At 67.9% G+C, this 23,267-nt stretch carries 22 protein-coding genes and 2 pseudogenes; 14 read left to right on the forward strand and 10 right to left on the reverse strand.

Annotation, left to right across the window (positions count from 1 at the left end):
• The first annotated feature begins 96 nt into the window (after nucleotides 1–96).
• The 3 genes from ACFZDJ_RS53875 to ACFZDJ_RS53885 all read left to right on the forward strand — a co-directional run bounded on the left by ACFZDJ_RS53875 (nucleotide 97) and on the right by ACFZDJ_RS53885 (nucleotide 2,027).
• A complete protein-coding gene (locus ACFZDJ_RS53875; RefSeq protein WP_390941011.1) occupies nucleotides 97–501 on the forward strand; it encodes a metalloregulator ArsR/SmtB family transcription factor in 405 nt (134 codons plus the stop codon).
• Between the two features lie 386 nt (nucleotides 502–887).
• The gene (locus ACFZDJ_RS53880; protein ID WP_390931837.1) at nucleotides 888–1,301 is read left to right on the forward strand and encodes a DUF1232 domain-containing protein; all 414 of its coding nucleotides are present in this window, start codon (nucleotides 888–890) and stop codon (nucleotides 1,299–1,301) included.
• 6 nt (nucleotides 1,302–1,307) lie between these two features.
• The gene (locus tag ACFZDJ_RS53885) at nucleotides 1,308–2,027 is read left to right on the forward strand and encodes a TSUP family transporter (protein ID WP_391070562.1); all 720 of its coding nucleotides are present in this window, start codon (nucleotides 1,308–1,310) and stop codon (nucleotides 2,025–2,027) included.
• A gap of 14 nt (nucleotides 2,028–2,041) precedes the next feature.
• Here the strand turns inward: ACFZDJ_RS53885 and ACFZDJ_RS53890 are convergent, their stop codons facing one another.
• A complete protein-coding gene (locus ACFZDJ_RS53890; protein WP_391070564.1) occupies nucleotides 2,042–2,269 on the reverse strand; it encodes a Chromate resistance protein ChrB in 228 nt (75 codons plus the stop codon).
• Nucleotides 2,270–2,652: 383 nt separating this feature from the next.
• Between ACFZDJ_RS53890 and ACFZDJ_RS53895 the strand changes: the two genes are divergently transcribed.
• Nucleotides 2,653–2,811 (forward strand): DegT/DnrJ/EryC1/StrS family aminotransferase, encoded by a 159-nt coding sequence (locus ACFZDJ_RS53895; protein ID WP_391070595.1) that lies wholly within the window; start codon nucleotides 2,653–2,655, stop codon nucleotides 2,809–2,811.
• A 27-nt stretch (nucleotides 2,812–2,838) separates the two neighbouring features.
• Here ACFZDJ_RS53895 and ACFZDJ_RS53900 read toward each other — a convergent pair.
• Nucleotides 2,839–2,925 (reverse strand): annotated as a pseudogene (locus tag ACFZDJ_RS53900) (zeta toxin family protein); the annotation flags it as partial.
• A gap of 17 nt (nucleotides 2,926–2,942) precedes the next feature.
• Between ACFZDJ_RS53900 and ACFZDJ_RS53905 the strand changes: the two are divergent.
• Nucleotides 2,943–3,317: pseudogene (locus ACFZDJ_RS53905) on the forward strand (transposase); the annotation flags it as partial.
• 12 nt (nucleotides 3,318–3,329) lie between these two features.
• Here the strand turns inward: ACFZDJ_RS53905 and ACFZDJ_RS53910 are convergent.
• Nucleotides 3,330–5,603, reverse strand: a complete 2,274-nt coding sequence (locus ACFZDJ_RS53910; RefSeq protein WP_391070566.1) for an NACHT domain-containing protein — start codon at nucleotides 5,601–5,603, stop codon at nucleotides 3,330–3,332.
• A gap of 560 nt (nucleotides 5,604–6,163) precedes the next feature.
• On the opposite strand from ACFZDJ_RS53910, the gene ACFZDJ_RS53915 reads away from it, so the two are divergent.
• The gene (locus ACFZDJ_RS53915; protein ID WP_391070568.1) at nucleotides 6,164–6,709 is read left to right on the forward strand and encodes a hypothetical protein; all 546 of its coding nucleotides are present in this window, start codon (nucleotides 6,164–6,166) and stop codon (nucleotides 6,707–6,709) included.
• 20 nt (nucleotides 6,710–6,729) lie between these two features.
• Here ACFZDJ_RS53915 and ACFZDJ_RS53920 read toward each other — a convergent pair whose 3' ends face one another.
• Genes ACFZDJ_RS53920 through ACFZDJ_RS53930 form a run of 3 tightly spaced genes read right to left on the reverse strand, consistent with a single transcriptional unit; the run spans nucleotide 6,730 to nucleotide 8,448 of the window.
• Nucleotides 6,730–7,209 (reverse strand): transposase, encoded by a 480-nt coding sequence (locus tag ACFZDJ_RS53920; RefSeq protein ID WP_391070597.1) that lies wholly within the window; start codon nucleotides 7,207–7,209, stop codon nucleotides 6,730–6,732.
• A gap of 34 nt (nucleotides 7,210–7,243) precedes the next feature.
• Nucleotides 7,244–8,131, reverse strand: coding sequence for an IS3 family transposase (locus ACFZDJ_RS53925; RefSeq protein ID WP_391070598.1), 888 nt, complete (start codon nucleotides 8,129–8,131; stop codon nucleotides 7,244–7,246).
• A gap of 5 nt (nucleotides 8,132–8,136) precedes the next feature.
• Nucleotides 8,137–8,448 carry a transposase gene (locus tag ACFZDJ_RS53930; RefSeq protein WP_391070570.1) on the reverse strand — a complete coding sequence of 104 codons (312 nt, stop codon included), beginning with the start codon at nucleotides 8,446–8,448 and terminating at the stop codon, nucleotides 8,137–8,139.
• A 916-nt stretch (nucleotides 8,449–9,364) separates the two neighbouring features.
• Between ACFZDJ_RS53930 and ACFZDJ_RS53935 the strand changes: the two genes are divergently transcribed.
• From ACFZDJ_RS53935 to ACFZDJ_RS53945, 3 genes are all read left to right on the forward strand, one after another.
• The gene (locus ACFZDJ_RS53935) at nucleotides 9,365–9,703 is read left to right on the forward strand and encodes a trypco2 family protein (RefSeq protein ID WP_391070572.1); all 339 of its coding nucleotides are present in this window, start codon (nucleotides 9,365–9,367) and stop codon (nucleotides 9,701–9,703) included.
• A 401-nt stretch (nucleotides 9,704–10,104) separates the two neighbouring features.
• Nucleotides 10,105–12,990 carry an NACHT domain-containing protein gene (locus tag ACFZDJ_RS53940; protein ID WP_391070573.1) on the forward strand — a complete coding sequence of 962 codons (2,886 nt, stop codon included), beginning with the start codon at nucleotides 10,105–10,107 and terminating at the stop codon, nucleotides 12,988–12,990.
• Between the two features lie 585 nt (nucleotides 12,991–13,575).
• On the forward strand, nucleotides 13,576–13,797 hold the full coding sequence (locus ACFZDJ_RS53945; RefSeq protein WP_391070575.1) for a hypothetical protein: 222 nt from the start codon (nucleotides 13,576–13,578) through the stop codon (nucleotides 13,795–13,797).
• Between the two features lie 117 nt (nucleotides 13,798–13,914).
• Here ACFZDJ_RS53945 and ACFZDJ_RS53950 read toward each other — a convergent pair whose 3' ends face one another.
• Nucleotides 13,915–14,256: a hypothetical protein gene (locus tag ACFZDJ_RS53950; RefSeq protein WP_391070576.1), complete on the reverse strand. Its 342-nt coding sequence runs from the start codon at nucleotides 14,254–14,256 to the stop codon at nucleotides 13,915–13,917.
• A gap of 178 nt (nucleotides 14,257–14,434) precedes the next feature.
• Nucleotides 14,435–15,058 (reverse strand): TetR family transcriptional regulator, encoded by a 624-nt coding sequence (locus ACFZDJ_RS53955; protein WP_390940944.1) that lies wholly within the window; start codon nucleotides 15,056–15,058, stop codon nucleotides 14,435–14,437.
• 204 nt (nucleotides 15,059–15,262) lie between these two features.
• Between ACFZDJ_RS53955 and ACFZDJ_RS53960 the strand changes: the two genes are divergently transcribed.
• The 5 genes from ACFZDJ_RS53960 to ACFZDJ_RS53980 all read left to right on the forward strand — a co-directional run bounded on the left by ACFZDJ_RS53960 (nucleotide 15,263) and on the right by ACFZDJ_RS53980 (nucleotide 19,964).
• Nucleotides 15,263–16,078, forward strand: a complete 816-nt coding sequence (locus ACFZDJ_RS53960) for an oxidoreductase (protein ID WP_391070578.1) — start codon at nucleotides 15,263–15,265, stop codon at nucleotides 16,076–16,078.
• A gap of 69 nt (nucleotides 16,079–16,147) precedes the next feature.
• Nucleotides 16,148–16,312 (forward strand): hypothetical protein, encoded by a 165-nt coding sequence (locus tag ACFZDJ_RS53965; protein ID WP_391070580.1) that lies wholly within the window; start codon nucleotides 16,148–16,150, stop codon nucleotides 16,310–16,312.
• 486 nt (nucleotides 16,313–16,798) lie between these two features.
• Nucleotides 16,799–17,821: an FAD-dependent oxidoreductase gene (locus tag ACFZDJ_RS53970; RefSeq protein WP_391070582.1), complete on the forward strand. Its 1,023-nt coding sequence runs from the start codon at nucleotides 16,799–16,801 to the stop codon at nucleotides 17,819–17,821.
• 119 nt (nucleotides 17,822–17,940) lie between these two features.
• Entirely contained in the window at nucleotides 17,941–19,440 is a 1,500-nt protein-coding gene (locus ACFZDJ_RS53975) for an MFS transporter (RefSeq protein WP_391070583.1), read from the forward strand.
• 227 nt (nucleotides 19,441–19,667) lie between these two features.
• Nucleotides 19,668–19,964 (forward strand): hypothetical protein, encoded by a 297-nt coding sequence (locus ACFZDJ_RS53980; protein WP_390940936.1) that lies wholly within the window; start codon nucleotides 19,668–19,670, stop codon nucleotides 19,962–19,964.
• A 452-nt stretch (nucleotides 19,965–20,416) separates the two neighbouring features.
• Here the strand turns inward: ACFZDJ_RS53980 and ACFZDJ_RS53985 are convergent, their stop codons facing one another.
• On the reverse strand, nucleotides 20,417–22,999 hold the full coding sequence (locus tag ACFZDJ_RS53985) for an integrase (protein WP_391070584.1): 2,583 nt from the start codon (nucleotides 22,997–22,999) through the stop codon (nucleotides 20,417–20,419).
• Nucleotides 22,996–23,253 (reverse strand): hypothetical protein, encoded by a 258-nt coding sequence (locus ACFZDJ_RS53990; RefSeq protein WP_391070586.1) that lies wholly within the window; start codon nucleotides 23,251–23,253, stop codon nucleotides 22,996–22,998. The genes ACFZDJ_RS53985 and ACFZDJ_RS53990 overlap by 4 nt, the downstream gene beginning before the upstream one ends.
• Between the last annotated feature and the right edge of the window lie 14 nt (nucleotides 23,254–23,267).

A 23,267-nucleotide genomic window follows, 5' to 3' on the forward strand; every position in this document is an offset into this window, starting at 1 on the left:
TGGCCCTTCACGTACGGGAACGGATCGGCTCGACCTCTCCACCGTACAGGATCGAATGAACACTCATTCATGCGTTCATGTCCGTAGGATGGCGCCATGGGCCACGGAGCTGACACTCAAACTGCCGCCACCGCGCGCGAGCGCCTCGAAGCGGTGGGCGCCGCCGACGTCGCCGCCACCTTGCAGGCGCTCGCCACACCGTCGCGGCTGCGGATCCTGGCCCGCCTCCAGGAGGGCCCCTGCCCGGCGACGGAACTCGCCGATGCGGTCGGCATGGAGCAGTCCGCCTGCTCCCACCAGCTGAGACTGCTGCGCAACCTGGGCCTGGTCACCGGCGAACGCCGGGGCCGGTCAGTGATCTACGCGCTGTACGACAACCACGTCGCCGAACTCCTCGGCCAGGCCCTGTACCACGTGGAACACCTGCGGCTCGGTCTGCACGACACGCCCGCCGATACCGGCATTGCGGCGGTGGCCGAACCGGCCGTCGCCATCCGCTGAGTCATCCCGCCCCGGACTGTCATCCGTGTCGGGTTGCGCCCTTGGGGGCTTGTGCATGCAGGGCGAGCGGCGCCGCGATGGCCGCGACTGCCAGGGCGAGGGCGGCGTAGCCACTGGTGAGGGTGCTGGCAACGGCGGCCACCAGCAACGGACGGCCGGCGTCGCCCAGTTCGCGGCCGAGATCGGGCTGCCAACTTCCGACAACCGGAAAGCCAACCCCACGAAGTGCAGGGTCGCAGACGGCTGCGCGCGTCCAGGGTCGGAGGAAGGCGAGAGCGCTGTGGGACCGACGGGGGAGACGGCCCCACAGCTGGCCGGAATGTTACACCCGTAACATCACTCGGTGGGGGCGTTCCGGCCCCGCGGAGTGAGCCCGGGAGTCAACGGTGTGGCAAACCCTGATCGGCATCGCGACCGGCCTGCTCCTGTGCTGGCTGCTCCTGCTCGCGACCCTGGCCATCGCCCGCCCCAAGGGCAACCTGCTCACCGAGGCCGTACGCCTCCTGCCCGATCTCCTCCGCCTGATCTCCCGCCTGGCCCGCGACCGCGAACTGCCGCGCCGCACCCGCTGGCTGCTGTGGATCCTGGCCGGCTACCTCGCCCTGCCCATCGACCTGGTCCCCGACTTCATCCCGGTGCTCGGCTACGCGGACGACGCCATCGCCGTGGCCCTGGTGCTGCGTGCCGTCATCCGCCGGGCCGGTCCGCAGGCGCTGACCCGGCACTGGCCGGGCACCGACGACGGCCTGACCGTCGTACGCCGCCTCGCCGGACTGCCCACCGCCTCACCACAGAAGTAGCCGCGCGTGATCCTGACTCTCGTCGCGGCCTCTGCCGCCGCATTCACGCTCGCCCTGGTCTCCGCAGTGGCCGGGTTCGGCGGCGGCGTGCTGCTCCTGCCCGTCTTCACTGCCCTGTTCGGCCTGCGTACTGCCATCCCCGTCCTCACGCTGGCACAGATCGCCAGCAACGCCAGCCGCACGGTCCTCAACCGCCGCGACCTGCAGTGGAAACTGATTGGCCGCTTCGCCACCGGCGCGATACCCCTGGCCGTGGCAGGGGCCCTGCTTCTGGCCCACGCCCCGCTGTCCCCGCTCAAGCGGCTGCTCGGCGTCTTCCTGATCGCCGTCGTCATCTGGCGCCGACGCAATCCGCATCCCAGGCCGCCTTCAGACGCGGCGTTCACCGCAGTCGACGCCGCTTCAGGACTTGGCTCCGCGCTCCTTGGCTCAGTCGGCCCCATGACCGCCCCGTTCTTCCTGGCCCGGGGCCTCACCCAGGGCGCCTACATCGGCACCGAAGCCGCGAGCGCCCTGACCCTCCACCTCACCAAGACCGCCGCCTACGGCGCGGGAGACCTGCTCTCCACCCGCGTCCTGCTCCTGGGCCTGGCGCTCACCCCCGCCATCCTGGCCGGAGCATGGACCGGCAAACGCCTCGTCGAACGGATCAGCGACCGGGTCTTCGTCCGGCTGATCGAAGCCGGACTGATCGTCTCGGGGACACTGTTCCTGGCGGGCCTGTAACGGACGACCCACGACTAATTTGGCGCACCCTGGCTGTCGTGATCCTCTCCGGCCAGCGCAGCGGCCTCAAACCCGGCCAACGCCGAAGCAGCGCGGTCCAGTTCGACCCGCACCCGGTCCCCGAGCGGCGCACCGAAGTAGTCCCGCGCTTCGATCTTCGCCACCCACGAGCGAAACCGTTCCAGGTCCGCCTCGGACTCCTCGACCTCCGCGAAGACCGCACGCCCCCGCGCCGTCTCCATCTCCAGTGCACGGCCTCCACATCCAGCGGCCTGACGCTAGCTCGGAAATTGTCGGCGTGGTCGCTGGTCACGATGCTCGGTATGAGCGTGCGCGACGTCAGATCGCACCACCACTCAAACCGATCGGCGACCGGCCACTCCTCACTGCGCAACACGGTCTCGATCACCTGACACACCCCCCTTCCCGTCATGCCCTCGTCAAAGCGTCGAAGGCAGGGGGCTCGCCCGGCGGACCTGCCACCGCTCACACCCGCGCATCAGCCCGACCAGCATGAACGGCAAACAGATCGAGGACGCTGCCCACGCCTTCGGCTCGCACGCCGGGACCACGACGGTCGGCAGCGCGGGCGCTGACGTGCTTCTCCTTTGCACCCAACAAGAATCTGACGACGGGCCAGGGCGGGGCGATCGTGCCGCGCAGCCCCGAGGAAGCGCGCCGGGCCCAGAGCATGCGTCTGTTCGGGGTCACGCAGTCGAGGGAAGAGCGCGCCTCGGCCACGTCGTACCCGGTCGAGGGCGTCGGTGTAGTGCCGGTGCGCTGACTCGTACAGGTCCCGGCCGACCCGCACGGCGCCGCCGCGGAGGTCGAGTGCGGCGTGCACGACGTCGGCGGTCTGGGTCTTCCCGGCGCCCGGCTGCCCGCAGACGACCACCACCGGCCGCTGCTGGGGAACGGACGGTGCACGACCCGGGCAAGGTCCTGCTGGATATCGCGCTCGCGACGGCTCTGGGCGGGGACTGCCTGGCCGATGTCGCCATGCTGCGGGCCGAGCCCAGCATGTTCGGCCTGGTGGCGTCCGGCCCGACGGTCTCCCGTCTCGTCGACGTCCTTGCCGCAGCGGGGCCGAGGCGCTCACCGCGGTCCGCACGAGCCGAAGTACGGGCGCGGGTCTGGGAGTTGGCCGGTGAGCGCAGTCCGGCTGCCGACGGCAGCGTGATCATCGACGGGGTGCTGGTCCTCGCTCACTCCGAGAAGTAGGACGCCACCGCGACCTGGAAGAAGACCTTCGGCGATCATCCGCTCGTCGCGTTCGTCGACCACGGCCCGGAGCGCATCCGCCTATGGGCGCTCCGCCAGGCGGTGCTGCAGGTCGATGTGGCGGAACTGGTAGGCCGTGCCTACCTGACGAAGGACGCCTCGGCGTTCGTGGGCGTCGGCGAGGAAGGCCATGACGTCGCGGGGAAGGCTGTGGCGGGCGGCGAGGTAGTGGCGGGTGAGGGCGAAAGGGCCGGAGGCGGTGCGATTGAGCGCGGTGGCGAGGCCGAGAACGAGGCCGGAAAGGAGGCCGACGGACAGGCCAAGTAAGGCGCCGTCCAAGAGGTCGTGGCTGAGAGGTTCATCGTTGGGGCTGACGCGGGCCTCTGTAAAGGCCAGGACGATCCCGAGGCCTAGGCCCAAGATGCATCCACCCGCGACGCCGGTGCCGGTAAAGAGGCGTAGGGTGCGGCGGTCCTGGCCCAGGAGCGCGGACGGGCTCGCGGCGGCGGCTACGTCGGCAGGGGCAGTACCCCAACCGGTGACGAGACAGACGACAAGGCCAGCGGCGATGCCCCACCCGCCGGCAGGGAGTTCGAAGCGAATCCCGAGCGGCACGCCGACCGCGACGGCGATGCCGAGGCTGAACAGCAGCACACGCAGGCTGCCGGACCAGCGCATCCGCGTCGCGGGCACAGTGCGCGGGCGGAGGCCGGTCGCCCAGCTGAGGATGAGCCCGATGATCAGGTCGACGAGCGGAAGGATGAGGGCGACCGTGACGGCCAAGCCCGTCCAGTCCGCTGACATGTCGTCGAACGTCCACAGGGGCCAGACTCCGACGCTCGCGGCCTGAGTCAGGGAGGGCCAGACACCGTGGAGGTCGGCGGCGGCACCCGCGACCGAGGCCAGGAACAACACCAGGGTGACGATGTACAGCACCGTCCCGAGGGCGGCGCCCGTCATGAGCCGTAGGACGCGCGGCGGCACCGCCAGGCGCAGCTGCCACCACGCCATATCCACAGCACCGCCAACATTCCGCTCCAAGTGCCGGGCCAGGAAGCCCAGGTATCGCTCTGCCTGCTCCGGCGTCCACCGGCAGGACCTGCCCGGGTGGGCGCGGTACGCGGCCGGGACAAAGGCGTCGAAGAGGTGGAGGCGGATCGCGCCGGGGCTGGGGAAACGGGCGGGGTCGCAGAGCTCGGAGGGGATGGGTAGGTCGGCGGTGCCTTCACCGGGGCGCGGGTTGTAGATCGTACGGGCGAGGAAGAGGGCCAGCGGGGTGGTGAGAGCTCGTCCGACGGGCGAGGCGCTGCCCAGCAAGGAGGCGACCAGGTCCCAGCGGGCGGCGGAATAGGTGCCCTCGCCGCCCGCGTCGCGCCGGAGATAGGCACTGGCGTCGTTGGCGGTGAGGGGCTGGAGCTCGATGCCGGCGGCGGCGGTGAGGCGGACGGGGACGCCGGAGGCGGGGGCAAGGGCTGCGCGGTATTCGGTGAGGCGGCTGGAGAGGACTAGTTGGTGGCCGGGCGGGAGGGCGCGATTGATGGCGTCGAGGGCCATGGCCCTGTGGCGGGGCGGGAGTTCGTCGAAGCCGTCGAGGAGAGGGATGACGAGCCTGCGTTCCAGGAGAGCATGGGCGCGGTTGGTGATGCCATAACCGGCGGCCAGGCCCGGGTAGTCGGTGCTGAGGCGGTGGGCCATCCAGGCGTCCAGCTCCTGCTCGGCCGGGTTCCAGGAGGCCAGGGGGAAGATGACGGGAACGGGTGCGCCTGCGGCGCGCCGCCCTGTGAGGTCCAGGAGTAGCCGCACGAGGAGCATCGTCTTGCCGGAGCCGGGTTCGCCGAGGACGATGAGGCGGCCGCCGGGCACCTGCCGGGTGAATACGTCGACGATCTGGTCGTCCGTCCCGGCGAGGGCGTCGGAATCGGCGGGCCAGGCATCCGGCGCGGTGCGGGTGATCCGTAGCAGGACGGGCCAGGGCTCTGTGAGTTCGCTGTCTGCGGGGAGCCAGGACACCGGTAGCGGGTACGGGTCGTTGAGGCGACGCACCCGGGCTTCGGCCTCCCACTGGACGCGTACCGCGACCGCGAACTCGTCGGCGATGTCAGACGGGCTCAGGGCGTCGGCGTGCTCGCGGCGGTCGGCTTGGTATGTAAGCCACGAGATGAGCAGCGAGGCCGCGCCGACGATGAGGCCGAGGGCGCTGAAACCGATGCCGAGCACACCCGCCAGAGTGCTGATGTCCTGGTGTTTGCGGTGTGTCTCCCGTGCGGTCCACACCATGCCGGCCACACCGGCGATCGTTGACACCGCGCCGAGCAGCCGAACCCCGTAACGCGACCGTTCATCCCCCGTCCGCATGTACACAGCATGACGCACTTTAGCGTCATGGGAGCGTAAGTCGCGGTTGCCTCGTCGGGGGCGCACGGCTTTCGTCAACCGCCCTTGCATGTTACGCCGCCTAGAAGCCGGGGGCGGCTCACGCAGCCGCTGACCCCGCCGCCTCGCCGCGCTCGCCCACGGCGGCCTCCATTCGAACCTCCGGAGTCGCGGGCGCCAACCGTCCCACCCGCGCAGATCACCGGCGGCCGCGGCCGCTCCCAGGTCCTCCGCCGCCGCAGACTGCTGCCCGGCGCCCCAGTCCCGCTGCTCCCCGCACCGCGTGGCTTCGAACGAGTCCATTGACCCCAGAGGAACGTTCCGCTGGGGCCAGAGAAGTCGTTCATAGCCGGAGCCGACCGCTTCGTGGGCACGGCACGCCTCCGGCAAGGAGTTCGGCAAGTTCGGCAGCTCGTTCTTGCTAGAGATCTTTAACGGCGCGGGTTACGGCGGTTGGACGGCGCGGGTAAGGCGGTTGGCCTTGGCTTCGAGTGGCGGTTCTGTGCGCTGGTATGTCAGTGGCGCCGGTTATGTTGCTGGGCATGACAAGTTGGATCGACTGCGGCGTCATAGCGTGGATAGAAGAAAGACGGTACCGGGAAGACGAAACCGTCCTGGTCTACTTCAAGGGGACCAGCCTGGCCGCAATGGCCGAAGGTCTGTCCGCGCAGCAACGGCCGCCGTTCGCCTACGGCAATGACACGGCACCCGGCGACTGGGGCGTGATCGTGCACCACATGTTCAACCACGACGACTACGACGAGATCGACTACCGCGAGCTGTGCCCCCAGGGCGCTGAGCTGATGGTGTTCGTTCCCAACCCGTGCGTTGCCAAGGCTCACGGACCCAAGGCGTACCACTACAAGGATGGCCAGACATCCTCCTGCATCGACTACGAGGATCCCGACTACGTCGGAGAATACTGGCCCAACAAGATGGCCCCTCTTATCACGGCGGCCGGACTGGACCGTCAGAACGAGACCTACGAGGAGCAGCTGACCCAGCTGATCTGTGACCACCTTGGATTGCCCGCACTGGATCGCGACACCATCACGGTGGACCGCGACCTGGTGGCCTCCTACTTCTAGGAGATCCTCAACGGCCGAGGTTATGGAGGTTGGAGGTCGAGCCCAGTTTTAGCGATGAGGCCCTTGATGAGGCGTGGGCAGTACTGTATCCGTTTCAGCCGCGTCTTCACCAGCGCGGTGAGCTGGTCAAGGCTGTGTTTGGTGAGGTTGGCCAGCGACCTCTTCAGGTGCGACCACACGCCCTCGACGGGGTTGAGCTCAGGTGCGTAGGGCGGCAGCTGGTAGACGGTCAGCCATAATCGAGCGGCGATCAGCTCGCGCATGGTACGGCTGACGTGCGTGTTCAGGTTGTCCCACACCAAGACGACGGGGCCGCCGAGTTGCTGGTGCGCGGCATCCAGCAGGCGGGCGTAGTCGGTCTCGGTGAAGCCCTTGCGACGACCCTTGGCGGGACCACGGTCGAGGTGAATGCGGTAGATGAGCCGTGATCTGCGGCCGGCTTTGGTGCAGATCAGCGCCGCCATCGAGACACGCTTGGTGCCTTGGGCGGTGACCCACACCTGAAGTTTCCCCGAGATCTTGGACACGGTGTTGTTACGCCGCGAGGGCCTGATCTTGCCGGTAGCGCAGGCGTGTTTCGTGGGGCGTGAGGTAGCCCCAGTGGATGTGCTTGCGTAGACGGCGTCTGTTGTAGAAGGTCTCGATGACGTCGAAGATGCCGGCTCGGGCGGTGGCCCGGTCGGTCCAGAAGCGGGTGCCGATCTCTTCTTTCAGGACGGCCCAGAAGCTCTCCGCGGCGGCGTTGTCGAAGCAGCTTCCGGTTCGGCCCATGCTTTGCCTGTGCCCCAACTCGCCTATTTTGGTGCGGAGTTGCGTGGAGGTGTATTCCGATCCGCGGTCGCTGTGGATCACGCAGCCGGGCTCCAAGCGACCCGGCGCGGCGGCCATGTCCAGGGCGTCGACGACGAGTTCGGCGCGGTGGTGGTCGGCCATCGAGTACCCGATCACTTCCCGGGTGGCCAGGTCCAGCCACGAGGCGAGGTAGAGCCAGCCCTCGGCGGTGGGGATGTAGGTGATGTCCCCGACGATCTTCGTACCGGGGCTGGTGGCGGTGAAGTCCCGGCCGATCAGGTCGGGAGCTGGGGCGGCCTTGCTGTCGGCCCTGGTCAGACTGCGGCGCCCGGTGCGGCGGCTGTTCCCGGCAATGCCGTGTTGCCGCATGCCCCGCTCCACCCGCTTGCGGTTGACCAGCCGGCCCTGGCGGCGCAATGCGGCGGTGACGCGCGGGACGCCGTAGTTGTGCCGGGACGCGAGGTGGATCACCGTGATTTCGTGGGCCAGGGCCTCGTCGTCCCGCTGCCTTGCTTCGCGGGCTTTCCGTCCGGCCACCCATGCGTAGTACGTTGAGCGGGCGGTCTTCATCACCTTGCACAGCAGTGTGACCGTGTAGTTCGCCTTCTCCGCATGGATGAACCGGCACATCTTGCTCACCGGTCGCTCTCCTTCGCGAAGAAGGCGGTCGCTTTTTTCAAGATCTCGATCGTCTTCGCCTGCTCGGCGGTCAGCTTCCGCAGCCGCTTCAGCTCCTCGTCCCGAGTGTCGCCGCCCGACCCCGACAGCCCGGCACCGGCTTCGGCCTCTTGGGCGGCACGGGCCTTCTTCACCCAGCCCCGCAGGGACTCCGAACTGACCCCGAGCTCCCGGGCGACTTCGGTCACCGTTCGGCCCGACGACCGCACGAGCTCGATCGCGTCCCGCTTGTACTCGTCCGAGTACCGATTCGTGTACTTGCTTCCCACCTGACACTGCTTCCTCTGGAACCTCAGATCCCAGTCTCCAGGTGTCCACGATCAAGGGGAAGCTTCAGTTGAGCGGCAGACTCGCGCCCTGCGCAAACTGAGCGAGCGCGCATTCGGCGACGAGCAGCGCGCAGCGGCTGCTGCCGGGGCAACGCCCAACAAAGACGCCCAAGCCGAGCGCCGCAGGACGGCCGCAGCCGTGCACGCAACGGCGGTGTGCCGGGCACGCGAGGAATGAGCCAAAGGGGCAAACGCCTCCGCCGATACACCGCAGAGCACAGTGGGCCGGCGCACGGCGTGAGAACGCCAGCCAGCACGCGGTGGTGTCGAGCCACGTGGTCGCTCGGTCGGACACCGGCGTAGGCCAAGTGGCCCCGTTCGGCGGCGGGAACGACGACGGGAAGCCGATCAGGCGCGGCGTGGGTGCGAGCAACCCTCTGAAGGCGCGGAGACGACCTGCCCGTCCCGGCGCCAGCTGGCTGCGAGCGGGAACTGCCTCAGCGCGGGCGGCTGCTGTCACTGGACGCGGGGCTGGGCAACGGGCTGTCGCTGTACGACTTGGCACGGCCGACGTCGCCCTGCTGGAGCGGGTGGCGGGTTGTCGAGGGCGACGGCGCCCGGAACGTGATGCATCACAGCGTCGACGACTTCCGTTCTGGAAGGGTGGCTCCGTCAAGAATTGTCAGGGTGCGCAGCATGGTGGGGAAGCTGGCGTCGAAGGCCACTACGCCGGCTGCGACTGTGCAGTCGAAGGGCTCGTTGCTGTGTTCCAACGCCGGGACCCGGACAAGCGAGTGGAGAAGAGCATCGGCCTAGTGATGAGGCTGAACAGCTTCCATGCTGTGAAACGACTCTCATGCCATGCTGCCAGGGGGTACGTTCCTGCCAAGAGGCCAAGCTGGCAGAGGGGGACGTAGTGAGCGACGACGCGATTGAACTGGCGGCCGCGGTCCAAGCGGTACGCGATGAGTTGCTCACCGCCGCTGCCCAAGGAGTGGGAACCAACCTGGTTTTCGAGCTCGGCGACATCGACATGGAGTTCACAGTCGAGCTTCGCAAGGAGACAAAGGGCGGGCTGAAAGTCCGTGCCTGGGTGGTGGATGCGGGCGCCGAGAAAGCATCAGCCAACACCAGCACTCACAAAGTTGCCCTCACTCTCAAGCCCAAAGATGCCAGAACAGGTGGTTCATGGCAGGTCGGGAATGACACACCAGGCAACGTCTCTAACTTTGGGCGAGGCCCGGCGACGTCGTGAGTATGGCGCGCTCCGCGGCTCATCGGGCGGTCGTGGTACAGGGTGCCCAACAAGGCACCGGGGTGCTCCTTACACCTACGCTGATCCTCACAGCCGCTCACCTGCTGCGAGACAAAAACACCGTTCGCGTCACCCATCCGGACCTCTCTGGGTGGATTACCTGCGACGTGTATTGGCGCGGTAGTGCCCAGGGTGATGCCCTTAGACAGATTCGTTCCTCGCTTAACTCGCAGAACCGTAGCTCCGGGGAGGCACTGCTCTCGCCCGAGGTCCAGCGTTCGCATAAGGAGGAGCCTTCTCCCGAGGCCAGAGAGCGGCAAGCCCGGGACGTTGAGGGACCACCCACCGACCTTGCCGTCCTACGGGCCCATTCGCCAGTGCTTCCCAGTAGCTCCGTCGCCATGCAGCGCCGTCTGCGTTGGGGCACGGTGACCACGGGGCAACCACTGCCCGACTGCCAGATCGTGGGCTTTCCTGCGGTCCAACGCCGAGGCCCATCAGGGGATCTGGAGCTTGACCAGTTCGAGGTGACAGTACTGCCCCTGGCGGGCCGTCCTCGTCCTACCGTGATCTGCGAGTTCTCCCGGCGGCCAGCTGTCGAGCGGGCCGAGGCCGCTTCTCCCCTGGCCGGGTTGTCTGGCGCGCCGGTGTTCGCGGGTGGAGTGCTGATCGGCATCGTCACGGACATTCCGAAGGGGCGCGATCACATGCGTGCCGAGGCGGTACCCATGGATCTGCTTCCCTTCGACCGCCTACTGCCAGACAGGCAGTTGCCGTTGGCCATGGAACGGGTGACCGACTTTCATCGGCGTGACGAACACTTCGAGGAGCAGTACAGCAAGGCGGTCAAGAATCGGTACCGCAAGATCGAGATTATCGGTATCGAGGAGCTCGGTAAGGACGAGTCCCGCTGGGATTTGGACGCCGCGTATCTACCACTGGAAGCGGAGTCGTCTGGCTCCCGCCAGAGGTCTGGCGTCTCCCGGCCACGGCGCATTGACGACCTGCTGTCCGGCACCGAATCGGTGGTCCTGCTGCGCGGAGAAGCCGGGGCTGGGAAGACGACGCTGGTCTGGTGGCTTGCTTCTCACGCCGCGTGTGCGACGTTCGGGCCAAAGCTCGCCGATTTCAACGGCCTTGTACCCTTCGTCATCCCCATGCGCACCCTCCGCGCCCAGGGCCTCGGATTTCCGACGCCACAGCGTTTGCCGCAGGTAGCCGGACTCATGACTGACGACCCGCCCGAGGGCTGGGCCCGCAGAGTTCTCGAGGCCGGGCGTGCACTCCTGCTGATCGACGGGCTGGACGAGGTGCCCCAGGAGGACCGGGAGGCCGCCAGGAGGTGGCTTATCGAGTTGCTGGAAACCTTCGAGCATGTGCGCTGCATGGTCACGATGAGACCACTGGCGGTGGAGGGGGACGGGGACTGGCTCGGTATGCAGCAGGGTGTACTCGGCCTGAGGCTCCTGAGCATGCGAGACTCGGACATCCAGACCTTCGTCCACGTATGGCACGACGCGGCACGGCTGGAACTTTCGTCTTCCTCCGACGAACGTGCCGAGCTCATCCGGCTGGAGAAGGATCTCGCCCAGCAGTTCGCCACTAATCCTGCCTTGCGTGACCTTGCCCGTACGCCGCTGCTGTGTGCTGTCATCTGCGCGTTGCATCGTCGGCGCCGTGGGCTGCTGCCTACCAGCCGCACCAAGCTGTACCAGGCTGCCCTGGACATGCTTCTGGGCAGCCGAGATGCGCTCCGTCGCATCGACGCGCCGGAGGGAATCGAGATCGAATCGGAGCAGCACAAACAGCTGCTCCAGCGAATCGCCGTATGGCTGGTGCGGAACGGCCAGTCACAGCTCTCGTACGGGCAGGCAGAAAGGCAGCTCCAGGAGGCGTTGCACGGCATGCCACGGGTTGCCGAGCAGGGGCCGGTGTCGCGCATCCTCCGCCACATACTCAATCGAAGCGGGCTTCTGCAGGAACGAGCAGAGGACAGCATCCAGTTCATCCACCGCACGTTCCAGGACTACTTGGCGGCGAAGGAATTCCGGGAAAGCGACCACGTTGGCGAGCTCTTGCGTCACGCAGCCGAGCAGGAGTGGGAGGACGTTGTACTGCTGGCCAGCGGTCAATGCAACCGTAGCGAGCTGCCGAAGATCCTCGAATCTCTCATCGCCCAAGGCGACCAAGCGACCGGATGGACACAGTGGAAACTGCGTATCCTGGCCGCGAACTGCGCCCTCGCAGCGGTCTACCTAAGCGAGGAGGTACGCGGCGAAGTCGACTCACGTGTCGCTGCTCTTATGCCGCCGGGAGACAGCATCCAGTCGGCCGAACTCGCCAAGCTGGGCTCCTACGTGCTCCCGTTCCTGCCCTCCGCCGAGCCGCTGAGCGAAGAACACCAGCTACTGGTTCTCGACACCCTGTACAAGATCGGCACACCCGACTGCCTGCCCTTGCTGCGCGCGTACGCCCAGCAGCGAAGCCAGGCTGTTCGCCAGTTCATTGTCAAGGCCTGGGATCTCTTCTCCTTCTCCGTAGCGGACTACGCGCGAGAAGTCCTCGCACACATGCGGCTCGACGACTTGAAGTTCACCATCAGGCACAGCGACCTGCTCCACCGGCTGCCGCAACTGCGGGGAGTCAGGCAACTCGAACTGCACGCCTTGAGAATGCGTCCCGAGGACCTCGAGGCCATACCGATGCTCCCGGCATTGCGTGAGGTGCGCCTCGTTGGCCTCCCCGGCCCAGGCGCGACTCGGCTGCCACCGGCCCATCCAGGTGTCGCCCGGTTGTCGGTTGACAGCCACTCTCTCGACCTTGACGGACTCAACCAGTGGACAGGACTGCAGGGTCTAGCTTTATGGCAGCCGGTACGTGTACAGGACCTTTTCGAGTGCCTGGCATCACTGCCCAGGCTGCGCGCGGTGCAGCTTCCTCTTGCGTCGCCCGTTGTGGCGCTGGAATCGGTCCCGGTCCTGTCGACGATACGCACTCTGGTCCTACCCTCCCTCGCTGAAGGAGGCGATCTGCGGCAGCTCGCACGCGTGTTCCCCTCGCTGACCCAACTCACTCTTCATCCTCAGCCCAGCACTGCCCATTCTGTTGATCTGACCCCCTTCGCCGGTCACGAGGGGCTGAGGGTCCATGTCGTATACGGTCGGCAACGCCCCGCCATCGTGGGCGCGGACGCCTTCGACGACCGACTTCGTGTCACCCAGATACAGGAAGAGCCAACCATCGAGTCAATGAGGGAAGTTGCAAGCCTGACCAGCCCTGACCAGTGACACAGCCGTGGGAATGGTTGCAGCGACGGCAATTTAGTGGCTGTTGTCGCTGTCCGGGGAAGGGTTTGACGTTGTCGACGCCCGCTGAGCACGCCGATGCCGGCAGCAGCATTGTCGAGCCGGAGTGGTGCGACTAGTCGGCCGTGGGCGCCCAGCCGACTTCCGGAGTCCTTTTCGAGCAGGGCGGTCGGGACTAATCGACAGGGTCCCTGATGAGGAGGAACGTGTTGTTCGGGCATGGCGCAACCGGCTGGACCCCTCGGTCGGTGCGAATGTCCCGGCCCATGTCACCGCTCTCTTCCCGCTTCTCGACGAAAGCCCTATCGGCAGCGATACCTGTGCAGCAATGCGCAACGCTGCAGGTACGTCCCGGCGTTCACCATCTTCGCCCCCTCCCGGGTTGCGACCCCGTGTGACCGTCCGGTCACTGCATGGCCTGAGGCGACGGTACGCGGCAACAGCAGCCTGCTGTCCCCGAGCGTTGTATTACGCCCCCAGATCCTCGCCTGGAGCTGGCATGTTGGGTGCTCTCGAGGACGAACTGGGCAGGTGGCACGATGAGTTGAGGCGAAGGATGGAGGCTTCTTGCAGGGCGACAGGCGGCAGATGCAGACGGCGGTACTGGGCAGCGCGGACTCCGACGATCCGCTGATGCTGCCGTTGGAGGCGATCGAGCTGGACGCCTTCCGCCACCTGCATGCGAGCGACACGTTCTGGTGCGGGTTGCTGCTCGGCGGCTGCGGGGGGCGATTGACCACGAAGTTGTACACCGACCGGGCCTGTTCCCTGTCAAGTGCAGCGTGTTGAACCCCTGTGGGAAGGACTGCCTGGCTCTGTTCACGACCCTCGACAGCAGTTCGGCCACTGCCCGGCGGCCCCTCCGGGGCCCGGCAGTGGCCGACAGCTGCTGGTGCGCGGTGCGGGTCAGAGCAGGATTTCGACCCATTCGGTGATACCTGTCAGGCATGTCGGGCTGTCGCCGTGGGGCGCTGCGCTGGGACGCCCGCCAGAAGACGAGACCGGCGCAGAGCACGGTCCACGCGCGTATTTCCGCGCGTTGGTGACCAGCTCGCTGACGACCAGCTGCACCATGCCCATCGCCCGCTCCGACACCGGCAGCCCGTGCACGGCCTGCACCGTGGTGAGGAAGTCGCGGGCCATGGCACGGGCCTCGGCGATCTCCGCGCTGCCCTCGAACGCGGCACCGGCCCTGATCAGACGGTCGGCAAGCGGGTCCTGGCCCTCATTTTGGGCAGCAGCATCCATGGAACCGCCTCACGTCCGAAGCGCCGAGCAGTGCCCACCCCGCATATCCCCGGAACACCACAGCACGCGCCAACATACGAGGTCACGGCGGCGCGTGAACCTACGGGCCGTGCCTCCGCGGCGTCGAAGTGGGCCGACCGCATCAGATGCCTGTGCAATGAGGCCGGCCGTGGCCTTGTCAGTGGTGGCGTGGGCGAGGCAGCAAGGCGAACGCGCTCTCCGCGATCGAGGTCAGGCGGGCGGGGCTGTGGCCGTACGCGCCTACGACATCGGTCCCGCGGATGAAGGTCAGCAGAAGGTATGCAAGGTCGTCGGGATCCGCGTCGGGGTCGATGTCGCCGTTGCGCTGCGCCGCTCGCAGACACTCGGCCACCGCCGTCGCGAGCACGGAGAAGCAGTCGTTGGCCAGGCGTTTCACCTCGGAGTCGGAGGCGCCGATCTCCAGGGCCATTTTGGCGGCGAAGCAGGCCGCCGCCGCCCGGTCAGGGGCGGGGGGTACGTCGGCGGCGAGTGGCACCCCGTGGACGGCGCGGAGCAAGTACGCGTGCAGTCGTTCCAGGGCGCCCTCGTCCGGTCCGGCGAGCGCCTTCGGCGCAAACTGCCCCAGCCGGGCGAAGTAGCTGGCCATCGACTGCAGCAGCACGCCGTGCTTGCCGTCGAATGCGGCGTAGAGGCTGCCGCGGCCCAGGCCGGTGGCGGCGCTGATGTCGTCGACGCTCGTGCCGTTGTAGCCCGAGGTGCGGAACTGCCGCTCGGCGGCATGGAGAACGTGGTCGCGGTCGAAGCTTCGTGGTCTCGCCATACACAGAAGGTAAAGCCGACCCGCCCTTCTTGACAACTCAGTACAGAACTACCTAGGTTTCCGACTGTTCAGTACACAACCATCCTGGGCTCACCGGACCGGCTTGGTCCGGGCTTGCAGGACCGGTGCGGACCGTGTCGACCTCAGCACAGGCGACCCCGCGCAGCGCACGACGAAGTCATGGCCACAACCGAAGGAACCAACATGCAGACAGCTCCCCGAGTGGCCCTCGTGACGGGCGCCTCCTCCGGGATCGGGCGGGCGGCGGCGCTCGCCCTCGTGGGCGCCGGCTTCGCGGTGGTCGGCACGAGCCGCAACGCGGCGAACGCCGAGCCGCTCGCCGGGGTGACGTTCCTCGATCTCGACGTGGCCAGCGACGAGTCGGTCCGCTCCCTGGTCGAGGAGGTGATCGAGCGGTTCGGCCGGATCGATGTCCTGGTCAACAACGCAGGCGTGGGCGCGGTCGGCGCCGGCGAGGAGAGCTCGATCAACCAGGCCAAGGAGGTCTTCGACGTCAACGTCTTCGGCCTGATGCGGATGACAAACGCAGTGCTGCCCCACATGCGCGCCCAGGGCCGTGGCCGCGTGGTCAACGTCTCCTCGGTACTGGGTCTGATCCCGGCCCCCTTCATGGCCGTCTACGCTGCCACCAAGCATGCGGTCGAGGGCTACTCCGAGTCCGTCGATCACGAGCTTCGCGAGCACGGCGTCCGGATGCTGCTGGTCGAGCCGGCCTACACAAGCACGGGTTTCGAGGCGAGCAGCATGGCACCCGACTCGCCCCTGCCGGTCTATGCCGCGCAGCGGGAGGTCTCCCGAGACGTGATGGCCACGGCCTTGCGCACCGCCGACGCCCCGGACGTTGTCGCGAAGGTGATCGTCGCGGCCGCCACCGATTCCAAGCCCAAGCTCCGGTACACCGCCGGCTCGATGGCCGGACGCGTCAGCGTCCTGCGCCGGATCGTGCCCTCGCGCGCCTTCGACAGACAAATCCGCAGGCTCAACCGACTGGCCGGCTGACCCCGCAGTACACCCGGCGCCTGCATCAAACCGGCCCCTACCTGGTCCACGCTGAGTCTCGATCGGAGCGTGGCACTGCGGTCTTCTGCTGTTCGCCCCGGCGAGGACTTCGCCGGCATCTACGGGCCCGAAACCATCGAGCGGTTCGGGCTGCTGCTCGGCGGCATGCTCACCGAATGGGCGTCGTGGCGGTGGGTGATGTACGTGAACGTCGCCTTCGTGGCCCCGCCCTGATCGGTGCCTTGCTGCTGGCCAAGCCCGTGATCACCTAGAAGCCCAAACTCAACATTCTGGGCATCGTCGTGGTGAGTGAGGGCCGACCTGTCGCACTTGACAACTCAGTACAGAACCGCCTAGTTTTCTGACAGTTCAGTACACAACGATCCTGAGCTCACCGGACGGGCTGCGTGCACGCCTGGCGCGATTGAGGGCAACCCATGCCTTTGAACTCCTCCGTGCCGCCCGGCGTTGCGATGCCTTCCGGGCCGGCAAGGCCCGGTCTGATCCTCGCGATCCTGGCGACGGCGAGTTTCATCGCCGTACTGGATCTGTACATCACGAGCGTCCCAAGCAAAGCGGAGCCGCTCTCCACGCGGTGAACAGCCACCGTCGTGAGGTCGCTGACCACATCCTCGGCTTTCTGAACAGCTGCCCCCCCTCCAAGCACCCAGAACTCGAAGGGCTGACCGAACCATGACTGACAAGGAAAGACAGGAGGCCATGGCTGTCGCGACTCCTCCGTATGCGAGCGACGCACTGGCCGAGGGGACCGTCGACGTGGTGGTGATCGGCGGGGGCGCCGCCGGGCTGAACGGTGCACTGATCCTCGCCCGCTCCCGCCGCTCGGTCGTCGTGATCGACAGCGGCTCCCCGCGCAACGCGCCCGCGGAGGCCGTGCACGGTTTCATCGTCTTGGATGGCACCCCGCCGTCCGAGATCCTTCGACGGGGCCGGGAGCAGGTGCGCCAGTACGGCGGACGCGTCGTGTTCGGCGAGGTGGTCTCGGCCGAGTCTGCCGCCCCGTCGGCGGACGGGGACCTGCGGTTCACTGTCACCCTGGCCGACGGCCGCAGCATCACCGCCCGCCGCATCCTGGTGGCCACCGGCCTCACGGATGTGCTGCCACAGGTGCCCGGGCTCGCCGAGCACTGGGGGCACAGTGTGGTGCACTGCCCGTACTGCCACGGCTGGGAGATGCGCGACGAGCCCATCGGCATCCTCGCCACCGGCCCGGCCTCCATCGGCCACGCGTATCTGTTCCGCCAGCTGACCGAGGACCTGACCTACTTCACCCACGGCACCGACCTGGACGAGGACAGCCGCGCCCGCTTCGCCGCCCGCGGCATCCGCATCATCGACACCCCGGTCACCGAGGTCGTCAACGACGGGGACGGTGCCCTCGCCGGGGTGCGCCTGGCCGACGGCCAGGTCGTGGCCCGCCGCGTCCTCGCGGTCGCCCCGCAGATGCAGGCCCGCACCCAGGGCCTGGAAGGTCTGGGCCTGCCGGTGCAGGACCTGCCGAACAACATGGGCCGCGGTTTCGCCTCCGGCATGGCCGGCACCACCGAGGTGCCGGGTGTGTGGGTGGCCGGCAACGCCACCGATCCGGTCGCCCAGGTCGGGGCCTCTGCAGCGGCCGGCGCACTGGCCGGCGACTACATCAACAGGATGCTGGCCACCGCGGACACCGACGCGGCCCTCCAGAGGATCGCCGAGGGAAGCCCCAAAGCGGCCACACGATGATCTCGAAGCCCTGAGATCTCGGCCCGTCACCCGCTCGCCTCACCTTCACCGGTGAGGAAACCAATCAGTTTCCAAACGGCCAAACGGCTTTCAGTCATGCCCAGCAAGCAAGGGGAGAAATGAGTACCAGCATCGACCGCGGGGCGCCCGCCTCCGGAAAGACAGACTCGGGCCTTCGCGGCTCCCATGCCGTGCGCTGGTGGGTGCTGGTCGTGCTAGGCCTGGCACAGCTCATGGTCATGCTCGATGCGACCGTCGTGAACATCGCACTGCCCGAGGCGCAGCAAGATCTCGGCTTCAGTGACGGCAGCCGGCAGTGGGTCATCACGGGTTACGCGCTGGCGTTCGGCAGCCTGCTGCTGCTCGGCGGCCGACTCGGTGACCTGTTGGGCCGACGTACCCTCTTCGTGATCGGCGTGGCAGGTTTCGGGGCCGCATCCGTTCTCGGCGGCGCGGCCGGCAGCTTCGAGATCCTCGTCGCGGCACGCGTGGCCCAGGGTCTCTTCGCTGCAGTGCTCGCGCCCGCGGCCCTCTCGCTGCTCAGCGTGACCTTCACCGAACCGTCTGAAAGGGCGAAGGCCTTCGGTGTCTTCAGCGCGTTGGGCGGTGCGGGCGGCGCGGTCGGGCTGCTGGTCGGCGGCATGCTCACCGAATGGGCGTCATGGCGGTGGGTGATGTACGTGAACGTCGCCTTCGCGGTCCCCGCCCTGATCGGGGCATTGCTGCTGCTGGCCAAGCCCGTGATCACCAAGAAGCCCAAACTCGACATTCCGGGCATCGTCGTGGTGAGCGCCGCGCTGTTCGCCATCGTCTACGGGTTCGCGCACATAGAGTCCACCAGCTGGACCGACCCGGTCGCCCTCGGCTCCATGATCGTCGGCGCGGTGCTGCTCGCGGTGTTCGTCTGGCTGGAGTCCAGGGTCTCGCATCCGCTGCTGCCGCTGCGAGTCGTGCTGGACCGGACCCGCGGTGGTTCGTTCGTGGCGGTGTTCGTCATCGGCATGGGGATGTTCTCGATCTTCCTGTTCCTGACCTACTACTTCGCGGCCAGCCTCGGCTACTCGCCGATCAAGACCGGTCTGGTGTACCTGCCGATGGTCGCGGGCGTCGTCGTTTCGTCGACCACGATGCCTACGCTGGTGCTGCCCAGGGTAGGCCCGAAGATCGTCGTCAGCGCCGGCTTCCTGGTCGCCGCAGCCGGTATGGCCCTGCTGACCCGGCTCGAGCTGGACAGCACCTACGCCACCCACATCATGCCCGGGATGATCCTGATGGGTCTCGGCCTCGGCGCGGTGATGACCACGGCGTTCCAGGGGGCGACCTCAGGCCTGCACCGCGATGACACGGGTGTCGCCTCGGCGCTGATCAACACCGGTCAGCAGGTGGGCGGCTCGATCAGTACGGCGCTACTGACCACCATTGCCTCGTCGGCCGCGACCGACTACCTGTCTTCGCACAAGCCCAGCGCGCTGGCCGCGGCGCAGGCCGGGGTCGAGGGCTACACGGCCACCTTCGCGTGGGGCTCCGGGTTCTTCCTGGTCGGTGCGGTGATCGCGGCGTTCCTGATTCCGAATCGGACCCTGGAGCCGTCCGAGGGCGAGCCCATGATGGCCCACTGAGCCTGGATCCACCCTAGAGATGCCCTGCTACCCGCGATGACTGTTGTTCTCAGGACACGAATCAGCGCAGGAAAGCAGGGCATCTCCAGGGTTCCCGCGACCGTCTCGCCCTGCGCATCCACGACGTCAGCCGCGGCGCTATCCGCACCGCCGTCGCCGACCTCCTGCCCCAGTACACGGCCGCCGACCCGGGCACCCCAGCCCCGGAGCTGCCGGTCACCCTCGACATGCCGGTCACCCTCGACATGCCGGGCAAGGTCGCCGACTCCCTCCGTGCCGCCGACCTGGACGACGTCGAGCGGGCCGCGCTCGACCAGGGCGTGATCGTACGACGCGGCCAGGGCTACACCCTGTGCGTCAGCGCCACGCACACGGTCCACCGCCAGTTCCTCGACCACTGTCAGCCCCCCGACGGCGCCCAGGGCGACCCGGGGATCCCGGCGCAGCGCAAGGCCCGCCGCGAATACGGTCGGTGGCATCCGGGATCAGGTGACCAGGGCATGGGACGGGCAGTGGTTGCATAACTGGCATCGTGCCAAAAAACATCCCGATCGTCGCACAAGCATCCTGCCGTGGCACGAGGCCGCCCGGGCGCCTGCCGCTACCGGTGATACGGCGGGGCGGGGGCGGCGGCGGGGGCGATCCCTCGAACGCAGAGTGACATCACTTCCCACTGACATCGATCATGCCCAGCCTCAGTGACTCCCGAACTCACGTCGGAACGACATCCACGGACAACGACACAGCCAGCGATGCGACATACCGCGAGTCCATGAGTCCCGCCGAGCGACCAAGCCCCGCGGGTGGGCGGATTCTGAAGCAGCGACGGGCCGACACGGGCTCCGAAGACGCCGAGCCGACGACACAGCCGGCGGCTTCCAGACCCCGCCCCGCAAGAACCGCAAGCTGCGGCTCGGGCGGCGGCCTGTCAGATGATCTCCGGTAGGTACTGTCACCGCCGACCGGGCCAGTACGCCTACCGCCGTTCATGCCAGCCCCTTTGAGCTGCTGCTTTGAGGTTGTGCAATTTCAGAGGGTCCGGTTCGGGTGCGGTTGGGTTGGCAGCACTCGAACGGGGGAGGTGGGCTGTGACAGTGCACCGCGCAGTTGTCGGTTCTCCACGGTCAGTTGGTTGACAGCGCGCGCCAGGTGAGCGACGTCGGTCCGCAGCTGGGACAGCTCCTCTGTGTCCTTGGCGCGGAGCTCCTTGAGTTTGACGATCTGTTGGCGCAGGCGGATCTCGGAGTCCGGTGTCTGTCCGCGTGCCCTGACCTGTGCGTAGAAGTCGTTCTTGAGGTTGAGGTGGCGCTGGGTGAGCGCGTTGCGCGGTACGCCGGCTTCCTGGGCCAGGGCGACGATCGTCAAGGCGCCGTTGGAGTGCTGCGCGGTTCCTTGGAGGATGCGGCCCATGGCCGCGCGGATGCGGTCGCGTTCGTCGGGTGCGGGGCTCATGCGGTGCCGTCCTGGAGGCTGATGCGGGTGCGGTGGTGGGCGTCGGCGAGGTTGCGCAGCCTGGTGGCGTTGTCGCGCAGGCGCTCGCCCAGGGGGCCGGGGGCGTGGCCTGCCTGCTGGTCAAGTGAGGTGGCGCGGAGGCGGAGGCCGGTGGCGTGCTGGTCGGTGCGGGCGATGTTCGCGCAGGCGGGGACGCACTGGTCGAGGCTGGGGTGTCTTTGAGGCCGCGGTGGCACAGGGCTTTGTCGCGTTTGTAGACGCACATCAGCAGCGTGTGGGGATTGTCGTAGACGGCCAGGTGGGGGTTGGCGAGGATCTGTCGGGCCTGCCGTGCGGTGATGACGGTGCCGGTGTACTGGGGTGCGGTGGCGGCGGCCTTGATGGCGCGGCGGGCGGCGGGCCCGGAGATGCCGAGGCCGTCCTCGAGAGCGGCGTTCAGGTCGGCGACGGTGTCGATGGTGGCGCGGGCCGTCTCGATGTCGAGGAGGTCGTGGATGCCGTCCCGGCTGCGCGCGGCATATCCGGCCGCTACGGAAGTTCGCAGATGGCCGTACTGAATCGCGAGCGCGACCAGGCCCCCGGGACGGCGGGCGATGTGCCAGGCCAGGCTCCTGCGGAACCGCTCGGTTCCGATCCTGCCGTGTGGATCCGGCGGGATGACCTCGTGGACCAGCCCGCGGGCGGCTGCCTCGTGGTTGGCCCAGGTGATGAAGTCCTCCACCCGGGTGCCCAGGGTGTGCACGGTGAGAGCGCCGGTGCCGGCCCGGGTGCCGCGCAGGTCGTGGGCGTAGTGGTCGAACAGCAGCTGCCCTGGGGGAACCATGCGCTCCAGCACACGGATGGCGTTCACGACGGGCGCGATGGCCGCCCAGGGAGCATCGCGGACTTCGCCCTCAGAGCGGTGGTTGCCGTCTTCGTCGCGGGCGGTCTTGTACACGGTGCTCGTGATCAAGTGCCGCCCCGTGCGCCCCGCCCTGTCCGGCTCCGGGTCGGGACAGCATCCGCTGCGCAGTCCGGCCGCCTCGCCGGGACGTATCCCGGTCAGATAGGCGATGACGATGAAGCACGCCGTGCCCAACTGGCGCATCAGAAAGCCTGCTTCGGTGTAGTCGACGGCCTCCCTCCAAGGGATGCCGCCGAGTCGGCCGGTGACCGGAACACGGAGCGGGCAGCGGCCGGGACGGTCCAGTGCGGCCTGCCGCCAGCCGTAATCACGGGTGGCGCTGTAGACCTGGCCAGGGGAGGCGCCGGAGAGCGCGGCGATATAGGCGCCGGCGATCGTGGTTCTGCCCAGCCACTGGGTGGTCGGAATCGGTAGTTGACCGGCGTCGATGCGGTCCATGAAGGCCCGAAGAGCGGCTCGTGAGGCGGGTGTGGCGCTGTTGCCGGCGGCCGTCGCATGCAGCCGGTTGCGTTCGGTCCAGGCGGACAGGATGTCGTCGCTGAACTCGTCAACCGTGCGGATCGCCCACACGAGCAGGGGGCCCATGGTCTGCTCGGCGATCGCCTCGGCGGCATTCTCGCCGCCCGGCGTCGCCGGCGGCAGGTAGTCGTCCACCCCCTCGGTCTCCCAGGGCGGGCAGCCGATCCCACTAGGACGGGCACTGAGCTGGTCGAAGACCCACAGCCGGGTCAGCGACGACAGCACGCTGTGCACCGTGATGCGGGCCGCCCCGCTGTCGCGCACGTGCCGGCCGTACTCATCCAGTACCTGGGTGGTGCAGTCGCTCAGTGTGGTGATGCCCCGGTCGGTGAGCCACACGGCGAGCCGGCACCAGGTCCCGATCGTCTGGCAGAGCGCCTTGGGTGCCTGGCGTGAGCGCCAGGTGGGATGGCGCTCACGCAGGAACACCGCGGGCAGTTCACCGTTGATCAAGGTCCAGGCGGCCAGCCGCATCTCCTCCCGGAACAGGTCGGGGAACGTCGGCCAGTGGATGGTGCTGTGCGTGACGCCCGGGTTGGCGTTCATGGGGATCAGCGGCCAGGCCCGCGCCGCGTAGCGCGCGATGGGGCCGGTGTAGCCGCCGGCGATCCGGTGGGCGGGGATGACGGGCGTGTCGGGCCCGGGAAGGACACAGGCAGGGGCAGGGGCAGGGGTGTCCCTCACGGGTTGAGGTCTCCGTTGAGCAGCAGGGCGATGAGTTCGCGGTCGGTGTCGGTCACGTCGGCCAGGGCGCGAGTCCACACTGCGGTGCCGAGCTGGCCCTTGAGGTGTTCCAGGCGGGCGTGTCCGTCCTCCCACTGGCGGTGCCACTGGCCTGGGTCCAGGGCGGTGCGCAGGTTATCGAGCGCGTGATGCAGGTGAGCCAGGCGGCTGTGGTGGGCAGGGTGGATCCGGGCGTTGGGGCAGGCCAGGCACATCAGGAACGAGGCCC

Source organism: Streptomyces sp. NPDC007896 (assembly GCF_042959425.1).
GTDB lineage: Bacteria > Actinomycetota > Actinomycetes > Streptomycetales > Streptomycetaceae > Streptomyces.

Excerpts from the sequence above, each read along its gene's own strand:
- ACFZDJ_RS53875 (WP_390941011.1), top strand. The coding sequence starts at position 97 with ATGGGCCACGGAGCTGACACTCAAACTGCCGCCACCGCGCGCGAGCGC.
- ACFZDJ_RS53890 (WP_391070564.1), bottom strand. The coding sequence starts at position 2,269 with ATGGAGACGGCGCGGGGGCGTGCGGTCTTCGCGGAGGTCGAGGAGTCC.
- ACFZDJ_RS53910 (WP_391070566.1), bottom strand. The coding sequence starts at position 5,603 with ATGCGGACGGGGGATGAACGGTCGCGTTACGGGGTTCGGCTGCTCGGC.
- ACFZDJ_RS53915 (WP_391070568.1), top strand. The coding sequence starts at position 6,164 with ATGACAAGTTGGATCGACTGCGGCGTCATAGCGTGGATAGAAGAAAGA.
- ACFZDJ_RS53925 (WP_391070598.1), bottom strand. The coding sequence starts at position 8,131 with ATGTGCCGGTTCATCCATGCGGAGAAGGCGAACTACACGGTCACACTG.
- ACFZDJ_RS53940 (WP_391070573.1), top strand. The coding sequence starts at position 10,105 with ATGCAGCGCCGTCTGCGTTGGGGCACGGTGACCACGGGGCAACCACTG.
- ACFZDJ_RS53950 (WP_391070576.1), bottom strand. The coding sequence starts at position 14,256 with ATGGATGCTGCTGCCCAAAATGAGGGCCAGGACCCGCTTGCCGACCGT.
- ACFZDJ_RS53955 (WP_390940944.1), bottom strand. The coding sequence starts at position 15,058 with ATGGCGAGACCACGAAGCTTCGACCGCGACCACGTTCTCCATGCCGCC.
- ACFZDJ_RS53960 (WP_391070578.1), top strand. The coding sequence starts at position 15,263 with ATGCAGACAGCTCCCCGAGTGGCCCTCGTGACGGGCGCCTCCTCCGGG.
- ACFZDJ_RS53970 (WP_391070582.1), top strand. The coding sequence starts at position 16,799 with ATGGCTGTCGCGACTCCTCCGTATGCGAGCGACGCACTGGCCGAGGGG.
- ACFZDJ_RS53975 (WP_391070583.1), top strand. The coding sequence starts at position 17,941 with ATGAGTACCAGCATCGACCGCGGGGCGCCCGCCTCCGGAAAGACAGAC.
- ACFZDJ_RS53980 (WP_390940936.1), top strand. The coding sequence starts at position 19,668 with ATGCCGGTCACCCTCGACATGCCGGGCAAGGTCGCCGACTCCCTCCGT.
- ACFZDJ_RS53990 (WP_391070586.1), bottom strand. The coding sequence starts at position 23,253 with ATGTGCCTGGCCTGCCCCAACGCCCGGATCCACCCTGCCCACCACAGC.